Source organism: Nostoc sp. (assembly GCF_036917815.1).
Lineage (GTDB): Bacteria > Cyanobacteriota > Cyanobacteriia > Cyanobacteriales > Nostocaceae > Nostoc.
Map to the genome: position 1 here is coordinate 21,249 of NZ_JBALEK010000037.1, position 25,025 is coordinate 46,273.

Genomic DNA, 25,025 nt, shown 5'->3' on the forward strand with positions numbered 1-25,025 from the left:
GCTTTGTTGTATCTTCATACTCCGATCTTCCATCACAGAGATTTGGCGGTATTAAGCACTTCTCCTGCTTCATCTGCAACTTTTTCAGACATCTTGTGCGGAAGGGATGGTGGCAAGAGACAATGGTTTTATTTACAATTTTGTAACAGAGTTTTGCTTTCTGATTTTATGTTCAGTTTAATTCAATAAATTACTCTTGATTCAAAATTAACTTAGTAACTGATATGGATGCTCAAGAAATAAAAATTTTATTAGTTGATGACAACTTAGAGAATTTACATTTTTTATCAGACATCCTTCAACACCAAGGTTATCAGGTACAAAGTGTCATTTCTGGACAATTGGCAATCAATAGGGCGCTTGCTTCTCCCCCTGATTTGCTCTTGCTAAATATTCTCATGTCAAAGATGGATGGTTATGAAGTTTGTCAAAATTTGAAAAATAACTCTAAAAGTCAAGAAATTCCGATAATTTTTTTCGGTATTTTAGATGAATTACCTGAAAAAATCAACGTCTTTGATTTAGGAGATATTGACTATATTACCCAACCATTCCAAACTAAAGAAGTTTTATTACGCGTCAAAAATCAACTCACTATCCAAAGGCTGAGAAAACAGTTAAAAGAAAAAAATTCCCAACTGCAACAGGAGATTAAAGAGCGTCAACGGGTTGCAATTGAGTTAAATGTTTGCAACAAACAAATAGAAGATATTTTTAAAGACATTTCCGTTAGCATTAGCAAAGCCTTTTCTCTTGAAGTTTACCAAAGCCAACGCCTTTTAGTCGAAGCTGCCTTAAAAAAGAGTGAAATTCAATATCGCCACCTAGTGGAAACATCCCAGGATATGATCTGGTCGGTAGATATTGATGGACTAATTACCTTTGTCAACCCGGCAGTCAAGCAGATTTATGGCTACGAACCCCAAGAAATGATCGGGCGTGCCTGGACTGATTTCATCTCACCTACACAACTTGCTGAAGATCAAGTAGCCTTTGAGCGTGTTCTTCAGGAAAAACCTATCTTCCAACATGAAACTACCTGTATCGCTAAAGATGGTACCTTACTTTATCTGATGTTTAATGCGATCGCATTACGCAACGAAGAGGGTTTAGTTATAGGCATGACAGGCACTGCTAGTAATATTACTCAGCGTCGAGGAGTAGAAAAATTACTCCAAGAAAGCGCGATTAAGCTCCGCAATCATAACCTAGTGCTAACACAATTGGCACAAAATCAGACGCTTTATCAGGGTGATTTGAAAACAGCCTTGAGTAAAATCACTGAAACAGCTGTCAAGAATATTGGGATGGAACGAGCTAGTGTCTGGCTGTATGACGAAACAGGCATAGAAATCCAGTGTTTTGATCTATTTGAAGCTAGTCACAATCAACATACCGAAGGATTTTCCTTATCAGCAGCAGACTATCCAGCTTATTTTGGAGCTTTGCAGCAAGACCAACCAATCGCCGCCGATGATGCCCATACCGATGCCAGAACTAAAGATTTTTCTGCGTATTACTCAAGATTAAACATCACCTCTATACTCGATACACCCGTTAGGCTGGAAGGAAAGACTGTAGGAGTTTTATGTCTGGAGGCAGTGGGAGTTACTCATCATTGGACGCTAGAAGACCAAAATTTTGCTCGCTCTCTGGGCAATTTAGTATCCTTGGTGTTGGAGGCAAAAGAACGCCAACGCGCAGAAGCAGCGCGGCGGGCTTCTGAAGAAAAGTTAGCATCAGCTTTTCGGTCATCTCCCGATCCAATTGCCTTAATTACTGTTGCTAACAAACGCTACATCGAAGTTAACGACAGCTTTTGTCGGTTTTTTGGTTATTCTCGTTCTCAGGTGATCGAGCGCACCGATGAAGAATTGAATATTTGGGTGAATCCAAAAGAATATAATTTTCTCACCCACATCTTGCAACAAACAAAAGCCATCCGCAATTATGAGATTGATGTCTGCACTTCCACAGGAGTAATCAGGACAACATTGTTGAGTGCGGAAATGATCGAGATTGATGGGCAATGGTACGTGCTGGGCACCACGAAAGACATCACTGAACGCAACCAAGCAGAAAATGAAAGCCGTTTGTTGTTGTTGACTACCCAAGCCATTACTGGCGCGAGTGATGTCAACAGCGCTTTAGCAGTGGTTTTGCGCTTAATTTGTCACACCATTGGCTGGGATTTTGGTGAAGCATGGATACCTAATGAAGATGGGACTGTTTTAGAACACAGTCTCAGCTGGTACGGTGAGCAGAGCAGTTTAGAAGAGTTCTCCCGCGAAAGCCAAACTGTGAAATTTTCTCTGGGATTGGGACTACCAGGAAGAGTTTGGCAGAGCCAGGAGCCAGAATGGATAGAAGATGTTTCTTTAGTTGCAGAGCCAGTTTTTTTGCGATCGCCACAAGCCGCAAAGGTGGGATTAAAAGCTAGTTTTGGTGTTCCCATAATAGCTGGAAACCAAGTATTAGCTGTTTTAGTGTTTTTTAAACGTAGCTCAGTATTGATAGATCGGCGTTTGCTCTTGTTAGTCAGTGCTGTTGCAGCTCAGTTGGGTGGGTTGATTGAGCGCAAAACCTTAGAACAAGAACTCGCAATCAGAGAAGCTCGCCTCAATGCCTTTTTTAGTAGCGCTCCTGTCGGCATGACCATTATAGATACACAGCTGCGGTTTGTGCAAATCAACCAACTGCTGGCGGAGATTAATGGACTACCCCAGCAAGATCATATTGGCAAGACCATCGATGAAATCTTACCTCATATCGCCCCTCTAGTAGAACCAATTTATCAACAAGTTTTGTTGACTCGTCAACCCATTCTCAATCAAGAATTAAGCGCCGCATCAATTAAAGAACCAGATATTATCCGCCACTTCTTAGTTTCTTATTTTCCCATTCCTGGTGAAGACCATCGCCCCTCTGGTGTCGGCACAGTTTTAGTAGAAATAAGCGAACTACAAACAGCGCTACGCGAACGCAAACGTGTTGAACAAGAACTGCGTTTAGCCAACGAACGCCTACAATATCTCCTCACCTCTAGCCCTGTAGTCATTTATAGCAGCAAAACATCAGAAGATTTTAGAACTACCTTTATCAGTGAAAACGTTAAAGAAATGGTGGGCTACGAAGCGCAGGAATTTATGGAAAATCTTAGTTTCTGGCTCGATCGCGTTCACCCACAAGATATTGAACTGATCTCAGTCAAATTTTCCCATCTTGTTGAGCAGGAATACATTTCCTACGAATACCGTTGGTTACACGCTGATGGAACTTATCACTGGTTCTACGAAAAGATGAGGTTAATTTATGACGAAGCTAACTACCCGATAGAATGTGTTGGTTATTGGGCAGATATTAACGATCGCAAATTGGCAGAATTAGCTTTGCAGTCAGGTCAACAACAATATCAAATTTTAGCAGAAGCTTCACCAGCTTGTATATTTCACGCAGATATAGATGGGAATATCTTATATTTTAATCAACGCTGGAGTGAGATTAGTGGATGTAGTTTAGAAGAATCTCTGGGCACAGGTTGGTTAAATGCGGTACATCCAGAGGACCGCGAGCAGCTATTGTTGGTATGGAATCAAGCAAGAACCGCCAAAAAAATGTATAAGTACGAACATCGATTTTTGCGTGATGATAGTACAGTTGTCTGGGTAATTGGTCAGGCTTTGCCAGAATTTAGAAATGATGGAGAAATTAAAGGCTACATCGGTACAATTACAGATATTACTGAGAGAAAATTGGCAGAAGAAGCCTTGCGTGAGAGTGTAGAACGAGAAAGAGCGATCGCCCAAGTGATTCAAAGGATGCGCCAAACACTGGATTTAGATACTATATTTGCAGCTACAACCGAAGAATTACGGCAAGTACTCAACTGCGATCGGGTTGTTGTCTATCGTTTCAATCCCCAGTCGAGTGGTGAATTTGTCTCCGAGTCGGTGGGTAATGGTTGGATTTCTCTAATAGAAGAACACAACAATGATCCTGATCTCACAGAGGGTGTCTTACAAGATGGCCGTTGCCTAGCAAAAATTTTGGATAGCGCAAATAACCAGGTGGAAGATCCTGATCTGCGAATAATCCAAGGTGCAAGTTTCCTCAGTATCCCAGACATTTACAACGCGGATTTTCATCCTCTTTATATCAACCTGTTAGAGCGCTTTCAGGCAAAAGCCTACATTATTGTCCCTATTTTATATGGTACTCAGCTTTGGGGATTACTGGCGAGTTATCAAAATTCCGATGCCCGCCAATGGAAACCAGGAGAAATCAACATCGTAGTTCAAATAGGAAATCAGTTAGGTGTTGCTTTACAGCAGGCACAATTGCTAGCGCAAACTCAAAGGCAGTCACAAGCATTGCAAGAAGCTGTGATTATTGCTGATGCTGCCAACCACGCCAAAAGCGAGTTTCTCGCCAACATGAGCCACGAACTACGTACCCCACTTAACGCCATCCTCGGTTTTACCCAAGTCATGAGCCACGATCATACTTTATCCCCTGAACATCAGCAAAATCTAGCAATCATCAATCGTGCTGGCGAACATCTCCTGAACTTAATCAACGACATTTTGGAAATGTCTAAAATTGAAGCCGGCAGAATCACATTAAACCTTAACAATTTTGACTTAATTCGCCTCTTAGAAAACCTGGAAGAGATGTTGCGTTTTCGCGCCAGCTCCAACGGATTAGAATTGATATTTGAATATACATCTGACCTCCCTCAGTACATCCAAACTGACGAAAGTAAACTGCGTCAAGTCTTGCTTAACCTTTTGGGAAATGCAATCAAATTTACCGATACTGGGAAGGTAACGCTACGGGTGGGACTGGGGACACTTCGACAAGCTCAGTGCATCGCTGGGGATTGGGGAGAAGGGGAGCAGGAGAGCAGAGGAGCAGGGGAGCAGAGGAGAATAATTAACGCCCAATACCCAATTCCTAATACCCAATCCCCAATACCCAATCCCCAATACCTAATCTTCGAGGTACAAGACACCGGTCGCGGTATTGCCCCGCAAGAAATTGACTTGCTGTTTGAGGCTTTTGGGCAAACTGAAACCGGAAGAAAATCGCAACAGGGAACAGGCCTAGGTTTAGCAATTAGCCGCAAATACGTGCAACTAATGGGGGGAGATATTAGCGTCACCAGCGCTATTGGCAAGGGAAGTAAATTTGCTTTTGATATTCAAATTGGTCTAGCCGCAGCTAGCGAAATCCAGATCAAAAAAACTAAAGGCCAAGTTATTAGTTTAGGACCCGCTCAAAGCGAATACCGCATTTTAGTGGTTGATGACTCCATAGACAGCCGTTTAGTACTAGCGAAAATTCTCATATCTATCGGCTTTGCAGTCGAGGAAGCAACAAATGGTATCGAAGCGATCGCACTTTGGCAGACATGGCAACCACATCTGATATTAATGGATATGCGAATGCCGATTATGGACGGCTATGAAGCCACAAAAGTTATTAAAACTAGAGAAGAAACCTCAATCCAAAATCGCAATACCATTATTATTGCCTTAACTGCTAATGCCTTTGAGGAACAACGAGAGGCAATGATCAAAGCGGGTTGCGATGATTATATTAACAAGCCTTTTCGCGAGGAACAATTACTAGAAAAATTAAGCGAATATTTAGGAGTTCAATATATTTATCAAGAAGAAACCTATCAGCTAATAAAGACAAAACAACAAGGAATAAAATCAATGTTGACACTTGCAGATTTAGTTCCTTTTTCATCTGAAATCTCACCTGAATGGGTGAAAAATGTGTACACTGCCGCCGCCCAATGCAGCGATGATCTAATTTTAGAATTGATTGAGCAAATCCCTTTTGAAAATGCGTTACTGCGAGACTTTATAACAGATTTAGCTCATAATTTCCAGTTTGATAAAATTATGGAATTGATGAGTATTGCCGGACTATTATCCAGTTAATAGGAGTTGTCAATTGGGTACCAATAAGATCCCCCCTAATTGGGATGTTTGAAAAGTCCTCCTATCGGTAGCAAAAAGTTTTAGATCCCCCTAAATCCACGCCACTTGCTCATGGGGGAAACCCCCTTGGCGCTAGCCTCTCCCTTTGGGAGAAGACCGCAGTGGCTCCCCAAGTAGATCGACTGGCATGGGTTAGGGGGGATCAGTAAGTGCCTAAAATTACAGCCAACCACTTTTCAAACAACCTCTAATACCAATTATGTATGAAGATGTGCGATCGCCGCTCTTAAACCTTGGGGCTTCAAGTTAATTTAATTAAAGGTTTGTAGTGTGCCCCTTTAGGGGATCTTGCTACGCGTAGCGTCTCCTAGAGAGGAGTTGAGTCCAATTCTAACGGCTGGAGCCGCTCACTACAAAATAACCACAAACTTTTTTACATTACTTAATGTACTTCGATTTATACTATTTTTCAAAAAAAGATGCAATCATTGCATCGACACACCCTGATTTCAATCTTGGCAACTTGAATCAGGATTATATTTTTGTTAACATTTCCAGAAAATTCAGGTTAAGTAACTTTCAAGACAAAAATGTGTCAATAAAAGTAATCAAATGTAATTAAGGATACAAATCATTGGTGCTTAGGAATAAAAAGAAGTGTTGAAGAAAGTTGTGATCGTTGGGGCTATGACTCTACTGTTTTTGGGAGGGCCGTTGATGGGCAATGCTTTTGCCCAAACACCAGTCGCGGCGGTGCCTGCTGCTGATACTGGAGATACGGCATTTATGCTGATTTCAGCAGCACTTGTGCTACTAATGACACCAGGATTGGCGTTTTTCTATGGTGGGTTTGTGCGATCGCGCAATATCCTAAACACATTGATGATGAGTTTTGTGTTGATGGCGATCGTGGGAGTCACCTGGATTCTATGGGGCTATAGTCTTTCCTTTGCGCCAGGTTTACCATTCATTGGTGGATTGCAATGGTTAGGGTTGAATGGTGTCGGGTTAGAGATAACCGATTATCTCAAAGGGTCAAACCCGCCGGAAGTCGTCTCTTATGCGGGAACGATACCCCACCAGGCATTCATGATCTACCAAGCCATGTTTGCCATTATCACCCCAGCCTTAATCTCGGGAGCGATCGTAGAACGGATGAGTTTCCGCGCCTATTCGCTGTTTGTGCTACTGTGGTCAATCTTTGTTTACGCTCCCTTGGCACACATGGTCTGGGCGAAAGGTGGATTTTTAGGTTTGTATGGTGGTTTGGGTGCCCTCGACTTTGCAGGTGGCACAGTAGTTCATATTAGTTCTGGCGTTTCAGCTTTAGTCGCTGCGATCGTCCTTGGGCCTCGGAAAACCCATCCCGATCGCCTTAGTCCACCACACAACGTTCCATTTATTTTGCTGGGTGCTGCTTTGTTGTGGTTTGGTTGGTTCGGCTTTAACGCTGGCAGTGCCCTATCTGTTGCGAGTGGAACTTCTGGGAACTTAGTGACAAATGTGGCAACAACAGCCTTTGTTGCCACCAATACGGCGGCGGCGGCGGCAGCTTTAATGTGGCTAATTTTGGAAGCAGTTTTACGGGGTAAACCGACAGCCGTGGGAGCAGCTACGGGAGCCGTTGCTGGTTTAGTGGGCATCACACCCGCCGCCGGATTTGTCACACCGCTATCAGCGATTTTAATTGGTTTCATCACCGCCTTTGTTTGCTTCTATGCCATCAGTTTCAAGCACAAGCTAGAAATTGACGATGCTTTAGATACCTATCCCGTGCATGGGGTTGGTGGTACAGTGGGGGCAATTTTGACCGCAGTCTTTGCCACGACCCAAGTCAACGGCGGAGGTAAAGACGGAGTGTTGCGTGGTAATTTTGGTGAATTGGGAGTTGAACTAGTAGCGATCGCCGTTGCTTATGCGATCGCAGGTGTTGGGACGTGGATTATTCTCAAGGTGATCGATGCGACAATCGGGCTACGAGTTAAAGAGGAAGCCGAATTACAAGGTTTGGATATCAACGAACACGGCGAAGAAGGTTACAATTCCGAGTTTGGCGATCGTCCCATTCAGTAGGGAGTTATGATATAAATGGTCGATGACCCGCCAACTGTATGGAACATAAGGGCTAACATCAAAGTAGTAGTAAGATACTTGCCGTAGAAACATCAGAGACTGGATAAAGAACACTGTTAGCTGGTTGACTATTGTCGTGAATCCAAGCGGTGTTGTACGAAACAAAAATCAAACTGCCTGTGGTAGACGGGCGGCTGCCTGTGGAGGCTGTGTAAGACCATCACGGGATTTAGTTCTCGACTTCTAAAGGAAGTTCCTAACGTGGCAACGGCGGATGAGACGGGAAACTCCGAGGACGAATAAAACCGTCATTGTTTTTCTGAGATTGGAAGCCCCAACTTCAGCGTTGGCGCAGCCTCTCGAAGAGAAGCAAGTTGGGGTACTTCACAATTGTGTAATTTGCGATCGCTAGCGTTAAAATTTGATTCAAATAACTGGTAAATTTCGCTAGTCGTGTCTACTTCATTTAAAACCTTTCCTATCTGGGCATTTTTCTCGCTGTTAACCAACGGCATCCTAATGTTGGCGGTCATTCTGCTAATTTGGCAACAGCAGAGATTGGCCGCTTTTTTTGGGAGAATAACATCCCCAGAGCCAATCAACGTGAACAACTCAGCCCAAATTGCTACATCTGATTTGGGTCGCCGTCACCAACTCACTTATCAACAGTGGGTAGACATCCTCAAGCAAGAAGCCAAGGTCGCTGCTGACCAACATCCTCCGCATTTAACTATCCTGGTGGGAGATTCTCTGAGTTTGTGGTTTCCCCCTGAGTTATTACCCGAAGGTAAAAATTGGCTCAATCAAGGAATTTCTGGCGAAACCAGCAATGGACTCTTGAAAAGATTGAAGATATTTGACCGCACCCAGCCAGAGGTGATTTTTGTGATGATTGGCATTAATGACCTAATTCGGGGCGTAAGCGATGGGGTAATTTTAGATAATCAGCAGCAAATTATCAGTTACCTGCAAAAGACGCATCCCACAGCGCAAATTGTTGTCCAGTCGATTTTGCCACACGCGGCAGAGGCAGCAACCTGGAAAGGACGAGATAAACTTCTGGCTGTTACCAACAGTCGCATTCGTGAGTTGAATCAGCAACTACAAAGCATATCTACCAAAAAAGGTGTCAAATATCTCGATTTATATCCCCTGTTTACCAACAAGCAAGGAAATCTCCGCCGCGAATTTACTACTGATGGCTTACACCTAAGTCCTGAAGGCTATATAGTTTGGCGTTCTGGATTGCAGATTTATAGCGAGATCGAATTAAAATCCCAGCATCAGGAAAGAGGAGAAGGGAAAAAAGGCTAAAGGACAAAAAGAAGTAATATCTTTGAAGACAACTCTGTATCAATCGCGTCTTGGCGCGAGAAAATAAGAAATAGTGGTTTAAGTAGACAAATCTAATGGATACAAAAGCTTTTAAGCGCAGCCTCCAACATTCCGAAAATTACAATCGTAAGGGCTTTGGTCATCAAGCAGAAGTTGCTACCCAGTTGCAGTCTGAGTATCAGAGTAACTTGATTCAAGAAATCCGCGATCGCAATTACACTCTGCAACGCGGTGATGTGACAATCCGACTAGCACAAGCCTTTGGTTTTTGCTGGGGTGTAGAACGGGCTGTAGCGATGGCTTATGAAACTCGTCAGCACTTCCCCACAGAACACATTTGGATTACCAACGAGATTATTCACAACCCTTCTGTAAATCAACGAATGCAAGAGATGGAGGTAGAATTCATCCCCATTGAAGGAACTCAAAAAGACTTTTCTGTTGTTGGCACTGGTGATGTAGTTATATTACCCGCTTTTGGGGCTAGCGTTCAAGAAATGCAGATACTTCACGAGAAAGGCTGCAAAATTGTTGATACAACTTGTCCTTGGGTATCTAAAGTTTGGAATACAGTAGAAAAGCACAAAAAAATCGATTATACTTCCATCATTCATGGTAAATATAAGCATGAAGAAACAGTTGCTACTAGTTCCTTTGCTGGCAAGTATTTAATAGTGTTGAACTTGTCAGAAGCAGCTTATGTTGCTGACTATATTATTAATGGTGGGAACCGTGAAGAATTTCTGACAAAATTTGCTAAAGCTTGTTCAGCAGGATTTGACCCCGATCGAGATTTAGAAAGAGTTGGTATTGCCAACCAAACTACCATGCTTAAAGACGAAACTGAGCAAATCGGCAAGCTTTTTGAGCGGACTATGTTGCAGAAGTATGGTCCGACTGAGTTAAATCAGCATTTCCAAAGCTTCAACACCATTTGTGATGCCACCCAAGAACGGCAAGATGCGATGTTGGAGTTAGTAGAACATAATTTAGATTTAATGGTAGTAATTGGTGGGTTTAATTCCTCGAATACTACTCAATTGCAACAAATTGCTTTTGAGCGGGGAATTCCTTCTTATCATATTGATACTGTTGAACGGATTAAATCAGGAGATTCCATAGAACATCGGCAATTAAATGGGCAGTTAATAACTACAGAAAACTGGTTGCCAAATGGAGAAATTGTGGTGGGAATTACTTCTGGTGCTTCCACACCCGATAAGGTTGTAGAAGATGTGATTGAGAAGATTTTTGCTGTGAAAACAATAGCAGCAGTAGTTTAAATTGTCCTGACTTTTCACGTTATGTGGAAAAGCCACGAAAAACCTAACCCCCTAACCCCCTTCCCTACGTTCGCGCAGCCTCTCGAAGAGAGGGAACGGGGAAAATTCAAAGTCTCTCTCCTTTTAAGAGAGAGATTTAGAGAGAGGTTTTCCAGATCCCGTGAAAAGTCAGTTAAATTGTCAGGGCAATTAATGAATTGCCCTGACAGCGTATATTTTTGTGTAAATCCTAAATAAATTAACGTGAGTTCGATGAACCTCTCCCTCCCAGCCTCCCTCTCCGAAACGGAAAGGGAGGAGCAAGAAAAATTCCGCTTTTTGCTCCCCTCTGTGCGTCGGAGAGGGGCTGGGGAGAGGTCAAATAAGATTTGTCGAACTCACGTTAAATTACTTCTGAGATATCGCTGCCCGTAAACTGTAATCACCAGATTCTCCAGCTTCAAAAGTGTTAGCCAACAGATAATAGACACCATTTTCTGGTAGAGTCACAGTCAATCGAGCATTAAAATTCTTTGGGGAAATGTCGTCATTTTCTGCTATAAGTCGTTCTTTAGCAGGAAGCAGCAAGTACAAGTGAGGGTCTATTTGGTCACTATCCATCTCAATAGTTATCTGTTGACCTGCTTTACCTTCAAAGACATAAGTGTGAAAATAGCTATTATTTGGTAAAGTGCGATCGCCATTTTTCAGGCTTGCTTGTAAAACTTTACCATTCATGGGTAAATCCGTGTCTTCATTATTAGTAGGTTGTTTACGCCCACTTGCTAACTGAGCATTACCTTGTTCTACGGCTACCAAAAAAGGCTGAATTAATTCAGTAGGAATTGCAAAACTAATACCAATAAATCTTTTTATTTCGGTGTCATTAAAAATTGCACTATTAACACCAATTACTTGCCCATTAGAGTTGAGCAATGGCCCTCCAGAATTGCCAGGATTAACAGCTGCATCATGTTGGATTAAGCCCAATTTTTTATCAATGCGACTGATCACACCAGAGGTTAAAGTATTTTGCAATTCCAGACTCAGGGGAGTACCAATAGCATAGACAGATTGACCTACTTGTGCTGAACCGGATGTAGCTAAACGCAGGTAAGGGAGATTTTTTTGATTGCGAATCTTGAGTGCGGCTAAATCTAAACCTCCAGATCCAAAACCAACCACATCAGCTAAAACTTGTGTACCATCAGCCAGTACTATTGCAACAGTTTTAGAACTATCTTCGACAACGTGAGCATTAGTTAAAACTAGACCATCTGGACTCACAATAAAACCACTACCATGTCCATCTGTAGTAGCGATCGCAACTACAGCCGGACTAGCTTTTGCATATAACTGAATCCGGTTTTGTTCTTCAGAATTTTCGGCGACAAGAATAGTTGATTTGATTTTTTCAGCCTGTTTACCTAATAAAGTAGGTTCACATTCTTGAGGGCTTTTGGCAATAGCAGGTAGTTGGCAACCAAATAAACTACTAATACAAACTCCCCCAATCACAGTTGTCAAGATTGCTGAAGTTCCTATTGTTAAAAATTTTCTGTTCATTTTTCAACCATCCTTAATAAGTAAAATAACCTTAGTAACAAAAAAATCCGCATGCTTTCTGCTCAGGAGACGATTTCAAAAATTGTTCTTTTTCTACTATTCTCTAGGCTTCTCCATGAGACATGAAATATTTAACTTCTTCTACTAACAAGTATCTTATTCTGATCCACCGAAGCAACTCACAATTTGAGAATAAATTCACCAATAGAAGATATTACACTATTTGAGTGAAGTTTTTTTCAACATTATCAGCTTCAGTTTCGCTAACAGACTTCAGTCTGAGGGTACTCCTAGACCCCCAGAGAGAGGTTTAAAGGAGGGTACAAACCGGGAGTATCTGACCTTTGCAAATATACCAGGCGATTAGAAATCGCGGCTACACAAACGTTCGCCCTTGGCGTTCCCGAAGGGTAGGCCGCCTACGCGGACTCAAAGAATTTGAAACCCACGCAGGTGGGTTTTGTCTGTATAGCCGCGAATTCCATTCGCCAGGGCAGGTGTGTTTTTACAGCGATCGTAAATAGACCATGCTGTAGGGGCACAGCAATGCTGTGCCCTTACGAAAGATGTGGTTTTTAAACTTATCCATATTTGGTATTTATTGTCAATGCGTAAGTCCTATAATCGTTTACGATCCTGTGAATGAGGTGATTGTAGAATGGAAAAATTAGAGCAATATCGAGCTTATATTCAAGAGTTATTAGCAGCTTATGCTAGTCGAGGTTCGTCAAAAAGTGAAATAGAAAAACAAGTCATTTTTGATACTCTTCATGATCACTATCAATTAGTCTACGTAGGCTGGAAAAATCGACGACGGCAATATGGCTGTGTTTTGCATCTCGATATCAAAGATGGGAAGATTTGGATACAATACGATGGGACTGAGATTGGCATTGCTAATGATTTAGTAAAATTAGGAGTCCCAAAGGAAGATATTGTTTTGGCATTTAATGAACCGTTGGTAAGGCAATACACGGGATTTGGTGTGGGTTAAAAAGGCTAAAAGTACTCCCTATTGCTGTTATTAATTTGTTTGGGTATTTTTTCCTCAATTGTGTCAATAAACGATTGTAATCTGAAAACGCTCTCTGATAATCTTTCAATTCAAAGATTTAATTGGTTCATTTTTCTAGTTTGATAGTGAATAGAACTAAGATACAGTAGATTTAAAGTTGGTGAAGTATACAAACTAAGCCTGGTAGCCAGAGATAAACCCTGTTTTACTTCTGACTCCTACTCCTGAATTCTGCTGTAAGCTGAAATCTTTGAGAGGATGTCTGAGAAGTATCAAATATTTATTGATCCCCCCTAACCCCCCTTAAAAAAGGGGGGAATAAGAGTCTTAAAGTTCCCCTTATTAAGGGGGATTTAGGGGGATTTCCAAGGGTTATAAACACAAACTATTGCTTTGTTCGCAATGCTTGAATACTAGGATGGGAAAGGAGTTTTCGCGCCTCATCAATTAGGTGTGTTCCCCAAAGATTTTGCTTGAGAACCTCGATATCAGCAAAACTTTTATCTAAATGCAAGGCGGCTTGTGCCATGTTGAGAGCTTTTTGTTGCTCACCTTTGGCATATAAAGCAACGGCCAATGCCATTTGCGCTTCTGCTACACTGCTATTGATCTGAACAGCTTTTTCCCACTGCCCAATTGCTCCATCTACATCTCCATTTTCATATTTGATGTAGCCAACATTGATGATAGCTGCTATAAATTTTCCATCTTTAGCGATCGCCTGATTGTAATCTGCTAGTGCGGCGCGATCGCTTCCTTGTTTCTGGTAGATAACACCCCGCCCAAAGTATGCGTTAGCATTATCAGGCTGAAGTTTAATAACTTGGTTATAATCTGCTAGTGCTGCTTGATAATTTTTTAGTTGAGCGTAAACATTACCCTGCCCCAAATAAGCGTTAGCATTATCAGGTTGGAGTTTAATACCTTGACTATAATCAGCTAGCGCCCCTTGATAATTTTTCAATTGAATGTAAACATCACCCCGCACCAAATAAGCGTTAGCATTATCAGGTTGGAGTTTAATTGCTTGACTAGAATCAGCTAATGATCCTTGATAATCTTTCAACTGAAAATGGACAACCCCCCGTGCCAAGTATGCTTGTACATTATCCGGTTGGAGTTTAATACCTTGATTGTAATCAGCAACAGCTAAATCCCATTTTTTCTGCTCATAATAAACATTTCCCCGATTGTTGTAACCTTGAGCATCCTGAGGATTAATCACAATGACTTTGGTGTAATCAGCAACAGCTAAATCCCATTTTTTCTGCTCATAATAAACATTTCCCCGATTGTTGTAACCTTGAGCATCCTGAGGATTAATCACAATGACTTTGGTGTAATCAGCAACAGCTAAATCCCATTTTTTCTGCTTAGTGTAAAGATCCCCCCGATTGTTGTAAGCTAGAGCATACTCAGGATTAATCGCAATAGCTTTGGTGTAATCAGCTAGTGCTAAATCCCATTTTTTCTGCTTAGTGTAAAGATTCCCCCGATTGTTATAAGCTAGGTCTAACTGAGGATTAATCGCAATAGCTTTGGTGTAATCAGCAAGAGCTAAATCTGATTTTTTCTGCCCATAGTAAAGATACGCCCGATTGTTGTAAGCTAGAGCCAACTGAGGATTAATCGCAATGGCTTTGGTATAATCAGCCAGCGCTCCCTGATAATCTTTCAAATCAGAACGGACAAGACCCCGCATGAAGTAGACTTGTGGATTATCAGGTTCAAGTTTGATTGCTTGATTAATATCAGCTAGTCCGCCTTGAGTATCTTTAAACTGAACGCGGATACCACCCCGCAAGGCGTAAGCAAGAGTAAATTTAGGCTGGAGTTTAATCGCTTGATTGAAATCTGAAAGCGCTCCCTGATAATCTTTCAAATCAGAACGTACAGCGCCCCGCGCTAAGTAGACATCAACATTATCAGGCTGGAGTTTAATCGCTTGATTGTAATCAGCCAGCGCTCCCTGATAATCTTTAAGCTGATAGCGTAAACCACCCAGCACTAAGTAGACTTGTGGATTATCCGGTTCGAGTTTAATTGCTTTATTAATATCAGCTAGTCCGCCTTGAGCATCTTTCAACATATAGCGGCTACTACCCCGCAAGACGTAAGCAAGAGCAAAGTCAGGCTGGAGTTTAATCACTTGATTGACATCAGATAGTGCCCCTTGATAATCTTGCGATTGAAAGCGGATAGCACCACGCACGAAGTAGTTAAAATAAAACGGCTGAATCTGAATCGCCTTATCAAATGTTGCTAGCGCCTCTGGATAGCGTTGTAAGTTGAACAATATCAAACCACGAAAGAAATAAAGGCTTCCATCGTCGTCATTATATTCAATAGCTTTGTCAATGGCTGCTAAAGCCAAGGCATATTTTTTTAAGTCTGATAATAGATTACTTTTTCCCTTCCAAGCTTCATAATAATCAGGTTTTAGCATAGTTGCTTTATCAAGAGCAGCTAAAGCTTTTTCAGGATCTTTACTTTCAGTTGAAGAGTCTAAAGCTGCACCAAGGACAAAATAAGCTTGATAGAAATCTGGTTTACGTTTAACAATCTCTTGTACAACAGATATTGTTTCTGAAATTCTTTTAATACGCCACATTTGATTAGCATATTGAAACAAATCATTTTCACTAGCATTTACTGATGGTTTTTTGATTGCAAATAATGGATGATTCATCAATAAAGCAATTTCTGAATCCTTGAGGTTTGCTGGCTTAGTACTAACAACTTTTAATGATTCCTTCTTCAGTCCTGCTTGTGTAGCTAAACTCAAAATGCTACTACTGGGTACTCCATATCCAAAACCGATTTCAGTTTGGCTGATTTTTCTATTTTCAATACCTGCATTAATCCCAATCACTTGTCCACTAACATCTAGCACTGGGCCACCACTCATTCCAGGTAGTGACAAATTGGAATATACTAGTCTATATCCTCCCTCTACGAATGCCTGAGACAAAAGATTACTTTCTGCATTAACAACTAATCTTTCTCCAACTGAAAGGTATCCAGGAGATAGTTTTCGCTTACCTTTATTCTCTCCTGGAAATCCAGATATAAATACCCATGTTTCTACATTGCCAAAATTAGAGCCGTTATATTTAGAAAGTGCCTCTCCTACGGAAAGATTATATTTAGAAATTGTGGCTACAGAGTAAGTTTGATTACTAGTAAATTTAACCAACGCTGCATCTATTCCCTCTGGTTTAAATATATTCTCTTGCTGCACTGCATAATGCTTACCATCAGGGGTAATAATTTCGTAATTGTCGGCATTATTGACTACATGACGTGCAGTAGCTACATAGTAAGTTTGTCCTTCTTTTGCAATAATTACTCCTGAACCATTCCCGTTATTTGTGGAGTCAATCTGCACAGTAATCTGTTGGGCGATACTATCAACTTTTTCAACGAATGTATTACCTGCTGGTTTTATCGCTTGTTGCTGATTGCGCCATTGTGGAGGAATAATTGCTAAATTAGGTGCAACTTTCGCTAAAGTTTGAATGGGGACTGCAAAACTTAGTTTTTGCAATTGCTGAAGTTTTTCTGCACTGGGTTTTGTTCCATCTTGATAAGAATAAGCATCAGTTAAAATGGCATTGTTTGTTAACCCATTTATCCCGATTAATTCACCAGATTGATTTAATAAAGCCCCTCCACTCATTCCTTGTCTAACTTCGTTGGTATAACCAATTTGATAACCCCCAACTAATGGTTGAGTAGATAACAGAGAGATTTTGCCATTACTGATAACTAATTTTTTGCTATCATCAGGAAACCCAGCAGCAAAGACTTCTTGATTTTCTGATATATTTGAGGTGCTAGCTAAAGCTACGATTTGATAGTTGTCTTGGGATTGAAACTGCAAGACGGCTAAATCATTACCTTTTAAAGAATCACCTTTACTAATAACTGTAGCTGTATATATTTTGCCATCAGGTGTTTGAATTCTATAACTTCCCTTATTGCTGATAACATGGGCGCTGGTAAGGACGGTGTAAGTTTGCCCTTGTTTACTAATTAATACTCCACTTCCACCCTTGGTGTTACTCAACACTTTGATCGTGACGGCTTGGGCTAGTTGACGAATTTCTTCTGAGGATAGAGAGTTATTTGCCAATACAGAACTAGGTTGATTAGCTACTTGCTGGGATGTCGCAGCGTCGCTGATTGGTAGTAGGAAGCAAGTACTTAAGATGGCGAGAATCAACGAATTGAATTGGTTCATTTTTGTATTTAGATAAAATTCCCGCATTCCTGAATAGGAATATAAATTTTTCTTTGCCTCTCTGCGTGAGTTTTTCATACCTTCAATCAGCAACGCGAAATTTCAGTATTTTGTAGAAAATCGTGGTGAATTAAGGGTTGATTTTGAAACGCAGAGGAACGCAAAGGTCGGCGCAGAGGGTAGGCAGAGTTTTATTTAGCCAAAATTGATCTTATTCCTTCTCAACGGGGGCTGTTTGCAGAAACTTCTTGATGTCAATTTTGTAGTAGACTGGTTCTTGTTTAGTGCTATGCTCTAGTGGTTTAGTACCACGTCCTCTAAGAATGTCTTTGAGGTCATCCAGAATCTGTAGAGGATCATCTTGAGGTCGTAGAGTTAGCAGTGTGGTATCACAAGCAGCGTCTTCTTTTTTGGCTGTGCAAATTACTGGTTGATTATTGACTGTACCATTGGCGATATAAGCCAGACTTTGATTGTTGTAAGCAGTCTGGAATCGAGAGGATACTAGTTCACACCGTTCTTCTGGGGTAACAGTCTTACTATTAAACCATGCATATTTCCAACGTATAATGGCAATTTTGCCCCGTTCTGTCCAAGCGTAAGTAGTGGGGAAGCGCAGATTAGTTGCTTGATCGTAACCCGAAGCACAGATAAAACGAACTTCATCATCCGCTTTCGCTTGACTAGGTATAGAAGTGATACAACCAACAGTCAAAGCACAGCCAGTCAATAAAGAAATGATTGGTTTTAGTTGCATAATTTCTCTCCTGAAATCCTGAAAAACAAGGCTTTTGGAATAATTGCGAATTGGATATTTTCTCACAACCAGTACAATTAGTACAGATGAAAATCAAATTTGATTCTTAAGATTCATCTTAAAATCAAATTTACACACAATTGCATCTTTGATAAAAAATTCATCTATTTCAGTTGCACAGCTATTAAGGTGAAGTTTTCTTCACCATTTTCAGTATGTATCTGAGACTTGCTAAACTAAATATGGAATTTTTGCATGATAACTACTTCTTTTATTGTTATCCCCATTTTTTTAGTTGGAGAAATATAACTCTGACTTGTCACGTTCTATGGAAAAGCCCACGAAAAAACTAACCTCCTAAACCCCTTCCCGCATCGGGAAGGGTAAAAATTTAAAGCCTCTCTCCTTTTAGAAGAGAGATTTAGAGAGAGGTTTTTCAGATACCGTCAACAGTCAGAAATATAACTGCCACTAAAACAATCTAATCTTGGTAAGTGCCACAAAGTCAAGTAACCCAAAAATTCCTGATTAATTTGAAGCATCACTTATTAGTGAAAACTATGTTTATCGAATTTATATATTCTTTGATTTGGGTGAAATGCGAAATAATGGTATCATTCGTAGCAAAAGTTGGGTGTCATGGTACTTATTTAAGCAAAAGTTGCTATCTATAACCCCGACTTCTTGAAGAAATTGGGGTTATGGATCTAGCTTAAGAGGATATTTTAAAAGTAGTTAGCTGTGACTTTAATCGAATTATTACCCCCCTTAATCCCCCCTTATAAAGGTGGGAAACAAGAAAATCCGGTTCCCTCCCCTTTATAAGGCAGGGCTGATTCATTCCCCAAAAGACCTTAATTTACAAGCGTATCAGTCAAAAAAATCAGGTTTTTAAACACTCTAATTGGGTCAAAAACCAGGCGATCGCACTTAAATTTACCGATTGAAACAGTAATTTTTCGATTACCAACTCACTAAATTTTCTGGTTGATACTCTTGACAAAATTCTGATCTGAACGAATGAAACAGCCCTGCTTTATAAGGGGAGGGTTAGGGTGGGATAAAGAAATATTTGATACATCAATCATGACTTTTAAAACATCCTCTAAGTAAGTGCCATTCCACCCTATTTATGATTTACTACTGTAGTTAAAATAGACGAATGATAACGAGAAAAATGCTGATTAATCAAGAAAAGTTTGAAAATATATATCAGAATGAATTAACGCCGAAACAAAAGAAAGTATTACCTTTATTTTTAGCTGGACAAACGGATGAACACATAGCCAGAGAACTTGGCGCTACGCATCGTTCTACAGCTAGTCATCAACTCAGAAATATATCTACAAAATTTGGTTTTCCTCCTGAAACTGAACCAGATTATCGTTGTAATCTGATTGAGATGTTTGCTAAATATAAGCCAGAGTTAGTTAGTGTTAAAGCTTTAGAAAAATGTGGGCATATTATCCAGAATATTCGCTTCCCAGAAGGGCCGGAACCACTAAATTCTGCTTTTTATCAAGAACGTTCTCCTATTGAATCTCGTTGTTATACTGCTATTAAAGAACCAGGCGCACTAATTCGGATTAAAGCACCTAAGCAGATGGGTAAAACTTCACTGCTGAAGAGAATTATGGCTGAAGCCAAAAAAAGTAGTTATAGTACGGTTTATTTGAATTTTAGTTTAATAGAAAAAAATAAATTTACTAACGCTAATGATTTTCTCCGCAGTTTTTATGCTTATGTGATTAATCAATTACCTTCAGCACCTCCGCTAACAGTCTGGGATACAGACATTCCGAGTATGGTTAACTGCACTCTGACATTCCAAAGTTTGCTTAAACAATTGGATGGTGTTTTAGTTTTAGCTTTAGATGAAGTAGATAAATTATTTGAATACCCAGAGATTTATGAAAACTTTTTTCCGATGTTGCGTAATTGGAATGAAAACGCTAATGAGTCAGATACATGGGAAAAATTGCGGCTGTTAGTAGCACATTCTACAGAAGATTATGGACGCTTAGATATTAATCAATCTCCTTTTAATGTGGGATTACCAATTAAATTGGAAGAATTTACTGAAGAACAGGTGAAGAGTTTAGCTATCCGACATGGATTAGATAGTAAAAATATTCTTCCTCTGATGTCTCTAGTGGGGGGACATCCTTATTTGGTGCGGTTAGCACTTTATTATTTGGTATGTCAGGATGCAACTATTGGGAAATTGCTGCAAGAGGCCACTACAGATACAGGAATTTATAGTGAACACTTACGCCGACATTTGGAGACTTTTCAAGAAAATCAAGAGTTAGGAAGGGTATTTAAAGAGATAGTGAGTAATACTCAAGGAATTAAAATAGAGCGTAAGAATCGGCAATTTTATCAATTAGATAGCATGGGAGTGATTAAATTTAGCAATAATTTTGTGATGCCACGCTGTAGATTGTATCATGAATATTTTGGCGTAGGCGTAGCCCGCCGCAGGCATCGCTTGTAATTAAATCTAAACGAACTGCCAATACGACAAAGGCGCAGAGGGAAAATGGGATTTAGTAACTATTATAAAGTCGGTGGTAGTTTAAATGCTAATCATCGCACTTATGTAGTCCGCAAAGCAGATGCACAAATCTTTGAACTGCTGAAAGCTGGGGAGTATTGTTTTGTATTTAACTCGCGTCAGATGGGTAAATCTAGTTTGCGAGTTCAAACAATCAAAAAACTTAGAGCAGTAGGAATCAAATGTGCTTCTATTGATTTAACTATTCTTGGTAGTCACACCAGCCCAGAAAAATGGTATAAAGGATTTGCCAATCAGCTATTATCTAGTTTTGAAATAGATGATATAGATTTTAATAGCTGGTGGTTACAGTATGACTCTTGGACGGAGGTACAGAGATTAAACTTACTTTTCGAGTTATTGCTGTTAGAGAAATTTAGTTCTAATATTATCATTTTTATCGATGAAATTGATAGTTTAATCAAAAGCAATTTTAAAGATGATTTTTTTGCTTTAATTCGCGCCTGTTATAATCTCCGGGCTGAATCTCCAAAATATGAGCGTCTAACTTTTTGTTTGCTTGGGGTGGCTACACCAGGAGATTTGATTCAAGAAAGGGAACGCACGCCGTTTAATATTGGTAGTTCAATAGAATTAACTGGGTTTAGCTTTACAGAAGCAAAGGATGCTTTAATTGCAGGGTTAGAAAGTCAGGTAGAACATCCAGAAGCAGTATTGCAAGATGTTTTAAGTTGGACTGGTGGACAACCATTTCTCACTCAGAAGTTATGCAGTTTAATTGTGCAAGAAACAGAAAATAGCTATCTCAATGTTAATGAGCTAATTCAAAATTATATCATCGATAATTGGGAAACTCAAGATGAACCTGAGCATTTAAGAACAATCCGCGATCGCATTCTCCGAAATGAGCAAAAAGCTGGTAGATTACTAGGATTATATCAGCAGGTTTTATACTCAAGCAAGGGAGTTGCTATAGATGGTAGTCAAGAGCAAACAGAATTAAGACTCTCAGGTTTAGTAGTCAAAAAAGACGGTTATTTAAAAGTATATAATCCTATCTATCAAGCAGTTTTTAATCGAAGTTGGCTCAAACAAGAATTAGACAAACTCCGCCCCTATAGTGCAGCAATTAATAACTGGTTAAATTCCCAACATGAACCATCCGGGCTATTGCAAGGTAAAGCCTTAGATGAAGCGTTAATATGGGCTGTTGGCAAAAGTTTAAGTAATTCAGATTACGAATTTTTACAGGAAAGTCAAAAAGTTGCTACAGAATTACAAATTGAGGTAAATCAGAAATTAGCAGAAGCTAGTCAAAAATTAACTAAAGCTAATCTAACCGTTAAGCGAAAGTTAACTGATGCAAATAAAAAAGCAAAATACATAGTTTGGATTGGAGGAACTATCGCAATTATCCTCATATTAATAAGTGTGATTGTGGGACAAAATCAATTGCAAACAGCCAAAGAAGCTACAAGACTTACACAAGTTGGCTATAACGCTGCACAGCAATTTCAATCTAAACAACTTGAAGCTTTACTTTTAGCTATGAAGGCTGGAGAAGATTTAAAACATCTGGTAAAAAATCAGTCTTCTTTGGGAGAATATCAAACAATTAGTCCGTTGTCGGCTTTACTAAATATCCTCGTGAACATTCATGAATATAATCAATTTGATAGCGGACAAATAACACTCAATAATCTGGCTTTTAGTCCTGATGGCAAAATCATTGCTTCTGGTGGTAATGATGGTAGTGTTAAATTGTGGAATCAGAATGGAACTGCGATCGCTACCCTGATTGGACATAAAAATAAGCTGAAAAGTATTAGTTTTAGTGAGGATAGCAAAATTATTGCTTCTGCTAGCCAAGACGGAACTATTAAACTCTGGCAGCGAAATGGTACTCTCATTAAAACCCTTTCTGGACATCAAAATTGGGTAATTAGTGCTACATTTAGTGCGGATAACACTATTGCCTCTGCTAGTAAGGATGGTACTATAAAACTCTGGCAGTCAGATGGTACTCTGATTAAAACTATACCACTCAAAAGTCATGCAATCACTAGTGCTACCATCAGCCCTAATGGTAAAATTATTGCCGTTGGTAACGAAGAAGGAAATATTGAACTATGGAAAAGTGATGGCACTTTCATCACAACCATTGTTGGGCATAAAGGTTGGGTGACAAGTATTAATTTTAGCCAAGATGGAGAAAAGATTGTTTCCGGTAGTGATGACAAAACTATCAAACTTTGGAAAGCTAATGGTACTCTAATTACAACAATTGAGGGGCATACAGCTAGGATAAATAGTGTCAGTTTCAGCCCTGATGGTAAAACAATTGCTTCTGGCAGTAGTGACCAAACTGTAAAAATCTGGCAACTGGATGGGACTCTAATTTATACTTTCGTTGGACATGGTGATTCTGTAGCTAGTGTGAGTTTCAGCCGTGATAGCAAAATCATCGCTTCTGGTAGTGAAGACGGAATTGTGAAACTCTGGAAGCTGAATGCAGACATGATGACTACATTAACTGGGCATAAACGTGGAATAACAAACCTGAATTTCAGCCGTGATGGTAAAATCATTGCTTCTGGTGGTGACGAGGGTACTGTGAAACTATGGCAGCGAAATGGAACTTTAATTGCTAACCTGACAGATAATCAAGGTTGGATAAATAGTATCAGTTTCAGCCCCGATAATAGAACTATTGCTGTTGGTACTGATCAAGGAACTGCTAAACTTTGGAAAGCCAATGGAACTCCAATTTATACTTTAACTGGACATAAAGTTGGAGTAACAAGCGTTAGTTTCAGTCCCAACCAAGAAATAATTGCTTTTGGTACTGACCAAGGATCTATTAAACTCTGGAAGTGGGACGGAACTCTAATTAAAACCTTCGCTGGGCATAAAAATTGGGTAACAAGTGTCAGTTTCAGCCCCGACGGTAAAATTATTGCTTCTGGTGGCGATGATGGAACTATTAAACTTTGGCAATTGGATGGGACTTTAATTACTACCCTGACTGGACATAGAAAGGATATTAATAGTATCAGTTTTAGTCCTGATAGCAAAATTATTGCATCTGGAAGTACAGATCAAACTATCAAACTTTGGCAACTAGATGGAACTCCTATCACTACCTTGACGGGACATAGCGCTTCAGTTACAAGCATAACTTTCAGCCCCAATAACAAGATTATTGCTTCTGGTAGCCAAGACAAAACTATCAAACTTTGGCAACAAGATGGAACTCCTATTACTACCTTGAATGGACATAGTGCTTCAGTGACAAGCATAACTTTCAGGCCCGATAACAAGATTATTGCCTCTGCTAGTAAGGATGGTAAGGTGATTTTGTGGAGTTTGGATTTAGATGATTTATTAACACGGGGATGTCAATGGCTCGAAGACTATTTTTTCACTAATCCAGAAGCTCGTAATAGTTTGCATCTATGTAGCAAAAGCCATAGAATAATGTGAGTCTAAAATTTTTTCACCGACTCAAAAAAATGGCTGTTTATGAGCAAATTGGTCAAGGCTATGACTTGACTCGTCGTGCTGACCCTGACATTGCTGCCCGATTAGCTGTTCACCTCCAAATCAAATCAGATTCTTCATATCTAGATGTGGGGTGTGGTACTGGAAATTACACGCTAGCTTTAGCAAAATATGGTGGTCTTTGGCACGGAGTAGACCAGTCAAAACAGATGATTGATGCTGCTACAAATAAGAGTAATATTGTAGCTTGGCAAGTTGCGGAAGCTGAAGCCTTACCTTATGCTGATGGAAGTTTCTCTGGTGTGTTATGCACGCTAGCGATACATCATTTTGCTGCACTAACTCCTTCTTTTCGGGAGATTTACCGTGTGTTGGCGGCTGGTCATTTTGTATTGTTTACTGCCACACCGGAGCAAATGAGCAAATATTGGTTAGTCGAATATTTTCCAGAGGCTATACATAAATCTGCTGAACAGATGCCAAGTTTAGAAAATGTCAAATATGCTCTCAATGAGGCAGGTTTTAATTCAGTAAATATCGAACCTTATTCTATTTCAGAAAACTTACAAGACCTATTTTTATATAGTGGAAAACACCGTCCTGAAATGTATTTAGACGAGAATGTACGTTCTGGAATTTCTACCTTTGCTTTGCTAGCTTCGGCGGATGAAATCGCCGCAGGGTGTCAAAGGTTAGCAGCAGATATTAGGACAGGGCGGATTACCGATATTGTCAATAAATATGAAAATAATCACGGAGATTACTTGTTTGTAATCGCCGATAAAGTAGCAACTTGATCTAAAG

Annotated in this window: 13 protein-coding genes; 9 read left to right on the forward strand and 4 right to left on the reverse strand. The window is 40.1% G+C overall.

Annotated elements, in window-relative coordinates:
* Positions 1–224: 224 nt before the first annotated feature.
* Both V7K97_RS10375 and V7K97_RS10380 read left to right on the forward strand, forming a co-directional pair.
* Positions 225–5,951, forward strand: a complete 5,727-nt coding sequence (locus tag V7K97_RS10375) for a PAS domain S-box protein (RefSeq protein ID WP_334800826.1) — start codon at positions 225–227, stop codon at positions 5,949–5,951.
* Between the two features lie 687 nt (positions 5,952–6,638).
* A complete protein-coding gene (locus tag V7K97_RS10380) occupies positions 6,639–8,024 on the forward strand; it encodes an ammonium transporter (protein ID WP_442938904.1) in 1,386 nt (461 codons plus the stop codon).
* Between the two features lie 308 nt (positions 8,025–8,332).
* On the opposite strand, the gene V7K97_RS10385 is transcribed toward V7K97_RS10380, so the two are convergent.
* On the reverse strand, positions 8,333–8,557 hold the full coding sequence (locus V7K97_RS10385; protein WP_334800888.1) for a hypothetical protein: 225 nt from the start codon (positions 8,555–8,557) through the stop codon (positions 8,333–8,335).
* Here V7K97_RS10385 and V7K97_RS10390 point away from each other — a divergent pair.
* Both V7K97_RS10390 and V7K97_RS10395 read left to right on the forward strand, forming a co-directional pair.
* A complete protein-coding gene (locus V7K97_RS10390; protein ID WP_334800828.1) occupies positions 8,478–9,338 on the forward strand; it encodes an SGNH/GDSL hydrolase family protein in 861 nt (286 codons plus the stop codon). The two genes, V7K97_RS10385 and V7K97_RS10390, sit on opposite strands and share 80 nt — an antisense overlap.
* A 95-nt stretch (positions 9,339–9,433) precedes the next feature.
* Positions 9,434–10,642, forward strand: coding sequence for a 4-hydroxy-3-methylbut-2-enyl diphosphate reductase (locus V7K97_RS10395; RefSeq protein ID WP_334800829.1), 1,209 nt, complete (start codon positions 9,434–9,436; stop codon positions 10,640–10,642).
* A gap of 387 nt (positions 10,643–11,029) precedes the next feature.
* Here the strand turns inward: V7K97_RS10395 and V7K97_RS10400 are convergent, their stop codons facing one another.
* Entirely contained in the window at positions 11,030–12,187 is a 1,158-nt protein-coding gene (locus tag V7K97_RS10400) for a trypsin-like peptidase domain-containing protein (RefSeq protein WP_334800831.1), read from the reverse strand.
* Positions 12,188–12,531: 344 nt separating this feature from the next.
* Here V7K97_RS10400 and V7K97_RS10405 point away from each other — a divergent pair, with 344 nt between their 5' ends.
* Both V7K97_RS10405 and V7K97_RS10410 read left to right on the forward strand, forming a co-directional pair.
* On the forward strand, positions 12,532–12,711 hold the full coding sequence (locus V7K97_RS10405; protein WP_334800832.1) for a hypothetical protein: 180 nt from the start codon (positions 12,532–12,534) through the stop codon (positions 12,709–12,711).
* 134 nt (positions 12,712–12,845) lie between these two features.
* Complete coding sequence (locus V7K97_RS10410; protein WP_334800833.1) at positions 12,846–13,181, forward strand: XisI protein; 336 nt, start codon at positions 12,846–12,848, stop codon at positions 13,179–13,181.
* Between the two features lie 406 nt (positions 13,182–13,587).
* On the opposite strand, the gene V7K97_RS10415 is transcribed toward V7K97_RS10410, so the two are convergent.
* Both V7K97_RS10415 and V7K97_RS10420 read right to left on the reverse strand, forming a co-directional pair.
* Positions 13,588–17,445 (reverse strand): serine protease, encoded by a 3,858-nt coding sequence (locus tag V7K97_RS10415; protein ID WP_334800834.1) that lies wholly within the window; start codon positions 17,443–17,445, stop codon positions 13,588–13,590.
* 211 nt (positions 17,446–17,656) lie between these two features.
* Entirely contained in the window at positions 17,657–18,202 is a 546-nt protein-coding gene (locus V7K97_RS10420) for a COP23 domain-containing protein (RefSeq protein ID WP_334800835.1), read from the reverse strand.
* A gap of 1,162 nt (positions 18,203–19,364) precedes the next feature.
* Here V7K97_RS10420 and V7K97_RS10425 point away from each other — a divergent pair.
* From V7K97_RS10425 to V7K97_RS10435, 3 genes are read left to right on the forward strand one after another with little or no spacing between them, the layout of a single operon-like run.
* Positions 19,365–20,699, forward strand: a complete 1,335-nt coding sequence (locus V7K97_RS10425; RefSeq protein ID WP_334800837.1) for an AAA-like domain-containing protein — start codon at positions 19,365–19,367, stop codon at positions 20,697–20,699.
* Positions 20,700–20,744: 45 nt separating this feature from the next.
* On the forward strand, positions 20,745–24,203 hold the full coding sequence (locus V7K97_RS10430) for an AAA-like domain-containing protein (protein WP_334800838.1): 3,459 nt from the start codon (positions 20,745–20,747) through the stop codon (positions 24,201–24,203).
* On the forward strand, positions 24,200–25,018 hold the full coding sequence (locus V7K97_RS10435) for a class I SAM-dependent methyltransferase (RefSeq protein ID WP_334800839.1): 819 nt from the start codon (positions 24,200–24,202) through the stop codon (positions 25,016–25,018). The genes V7K97_RS10430 and V7K97_RS10435 overlap by 4 nt, the downstream gene beginning before the upstream one ends.
* The last annotated feature ends 7 nt before the right edge of the window (positions 25,019–25,025 follow it).

Excerpts from the sequence above, each read along its gene's own strand:
- V7K97_RS10375 (WP_334800826.1), top strand. The coding sequence starts at position 225 with ATGGATGCTCAAGAAATAAAAATTTTATTAGTTGATGACAACTTAGAG.
- V7K97_RS10380 (WP_442938904.1), top strand. The coding sequence starts at position 6,639 with ATGACTCTACTGTTTTTGGGAGGGCCGTTGATGGGCAATGCTTTTGCC.
- V7K97_RS10385 (WP_334800888.1), bottom strand. The coding sequence starts at position 8,557 with ATGACCGCCAACATTAGGATGCCGTTGGTTAACAGCGAGAAAAATGCC.
- V7K97_RS10395 (WP_334800829.1), top strand. The coding sequence starts at position 9,434 with ATGGATACAAAAGCTTTTAAGCGCAGCCTCCAACATTCCGAAAATTAC.
- V7K97_RS10400 (WP_334800831.1), bottom strand. The coding sequence starts at position 12,187 with ATGAACAGAAAATTTTTAACAATAGGAACTTCAGCAATCTTGACAACT.
- V7K97_RS10410 (WP_334800833.1), top strand. The coding sequence starts at position 12,846 with ATGGAAAAATTAGAGCAATATCGAGCTTATATTCAAGAGTTATTAGCA.
- V7K97_RS10415 (WP_334800834.1), bottom strand. The coding sequence starts at position 17,445 with ATGAACCAATTCAATTCGTTGATTCTCGCCATCTTAAGTACTTGCTTC.
- V7K97_RS10420 (WP_334800835.1), bottom strand. The coding sequence starts at position 18,202 with ATGCAACTAAAACCAATCATTTCTTTATTGACTGGCTGTGCTTTGACT.
- V7K97_RS10425 (WP_334800837.1), top strand. The coding sequence starts at position 19,365 with ATGATAACGAGAAAAATGCTGATTAATCAAGAAAAGTTTGAAAATATA.
- V7K97_RS10430 (WP_334800838.1), top strand. The coding sequence starts at position 20,745 with ATGGGATTTAGTAACTATTATAAAGTCGGTGGTAGTTTAAATGCTAAT.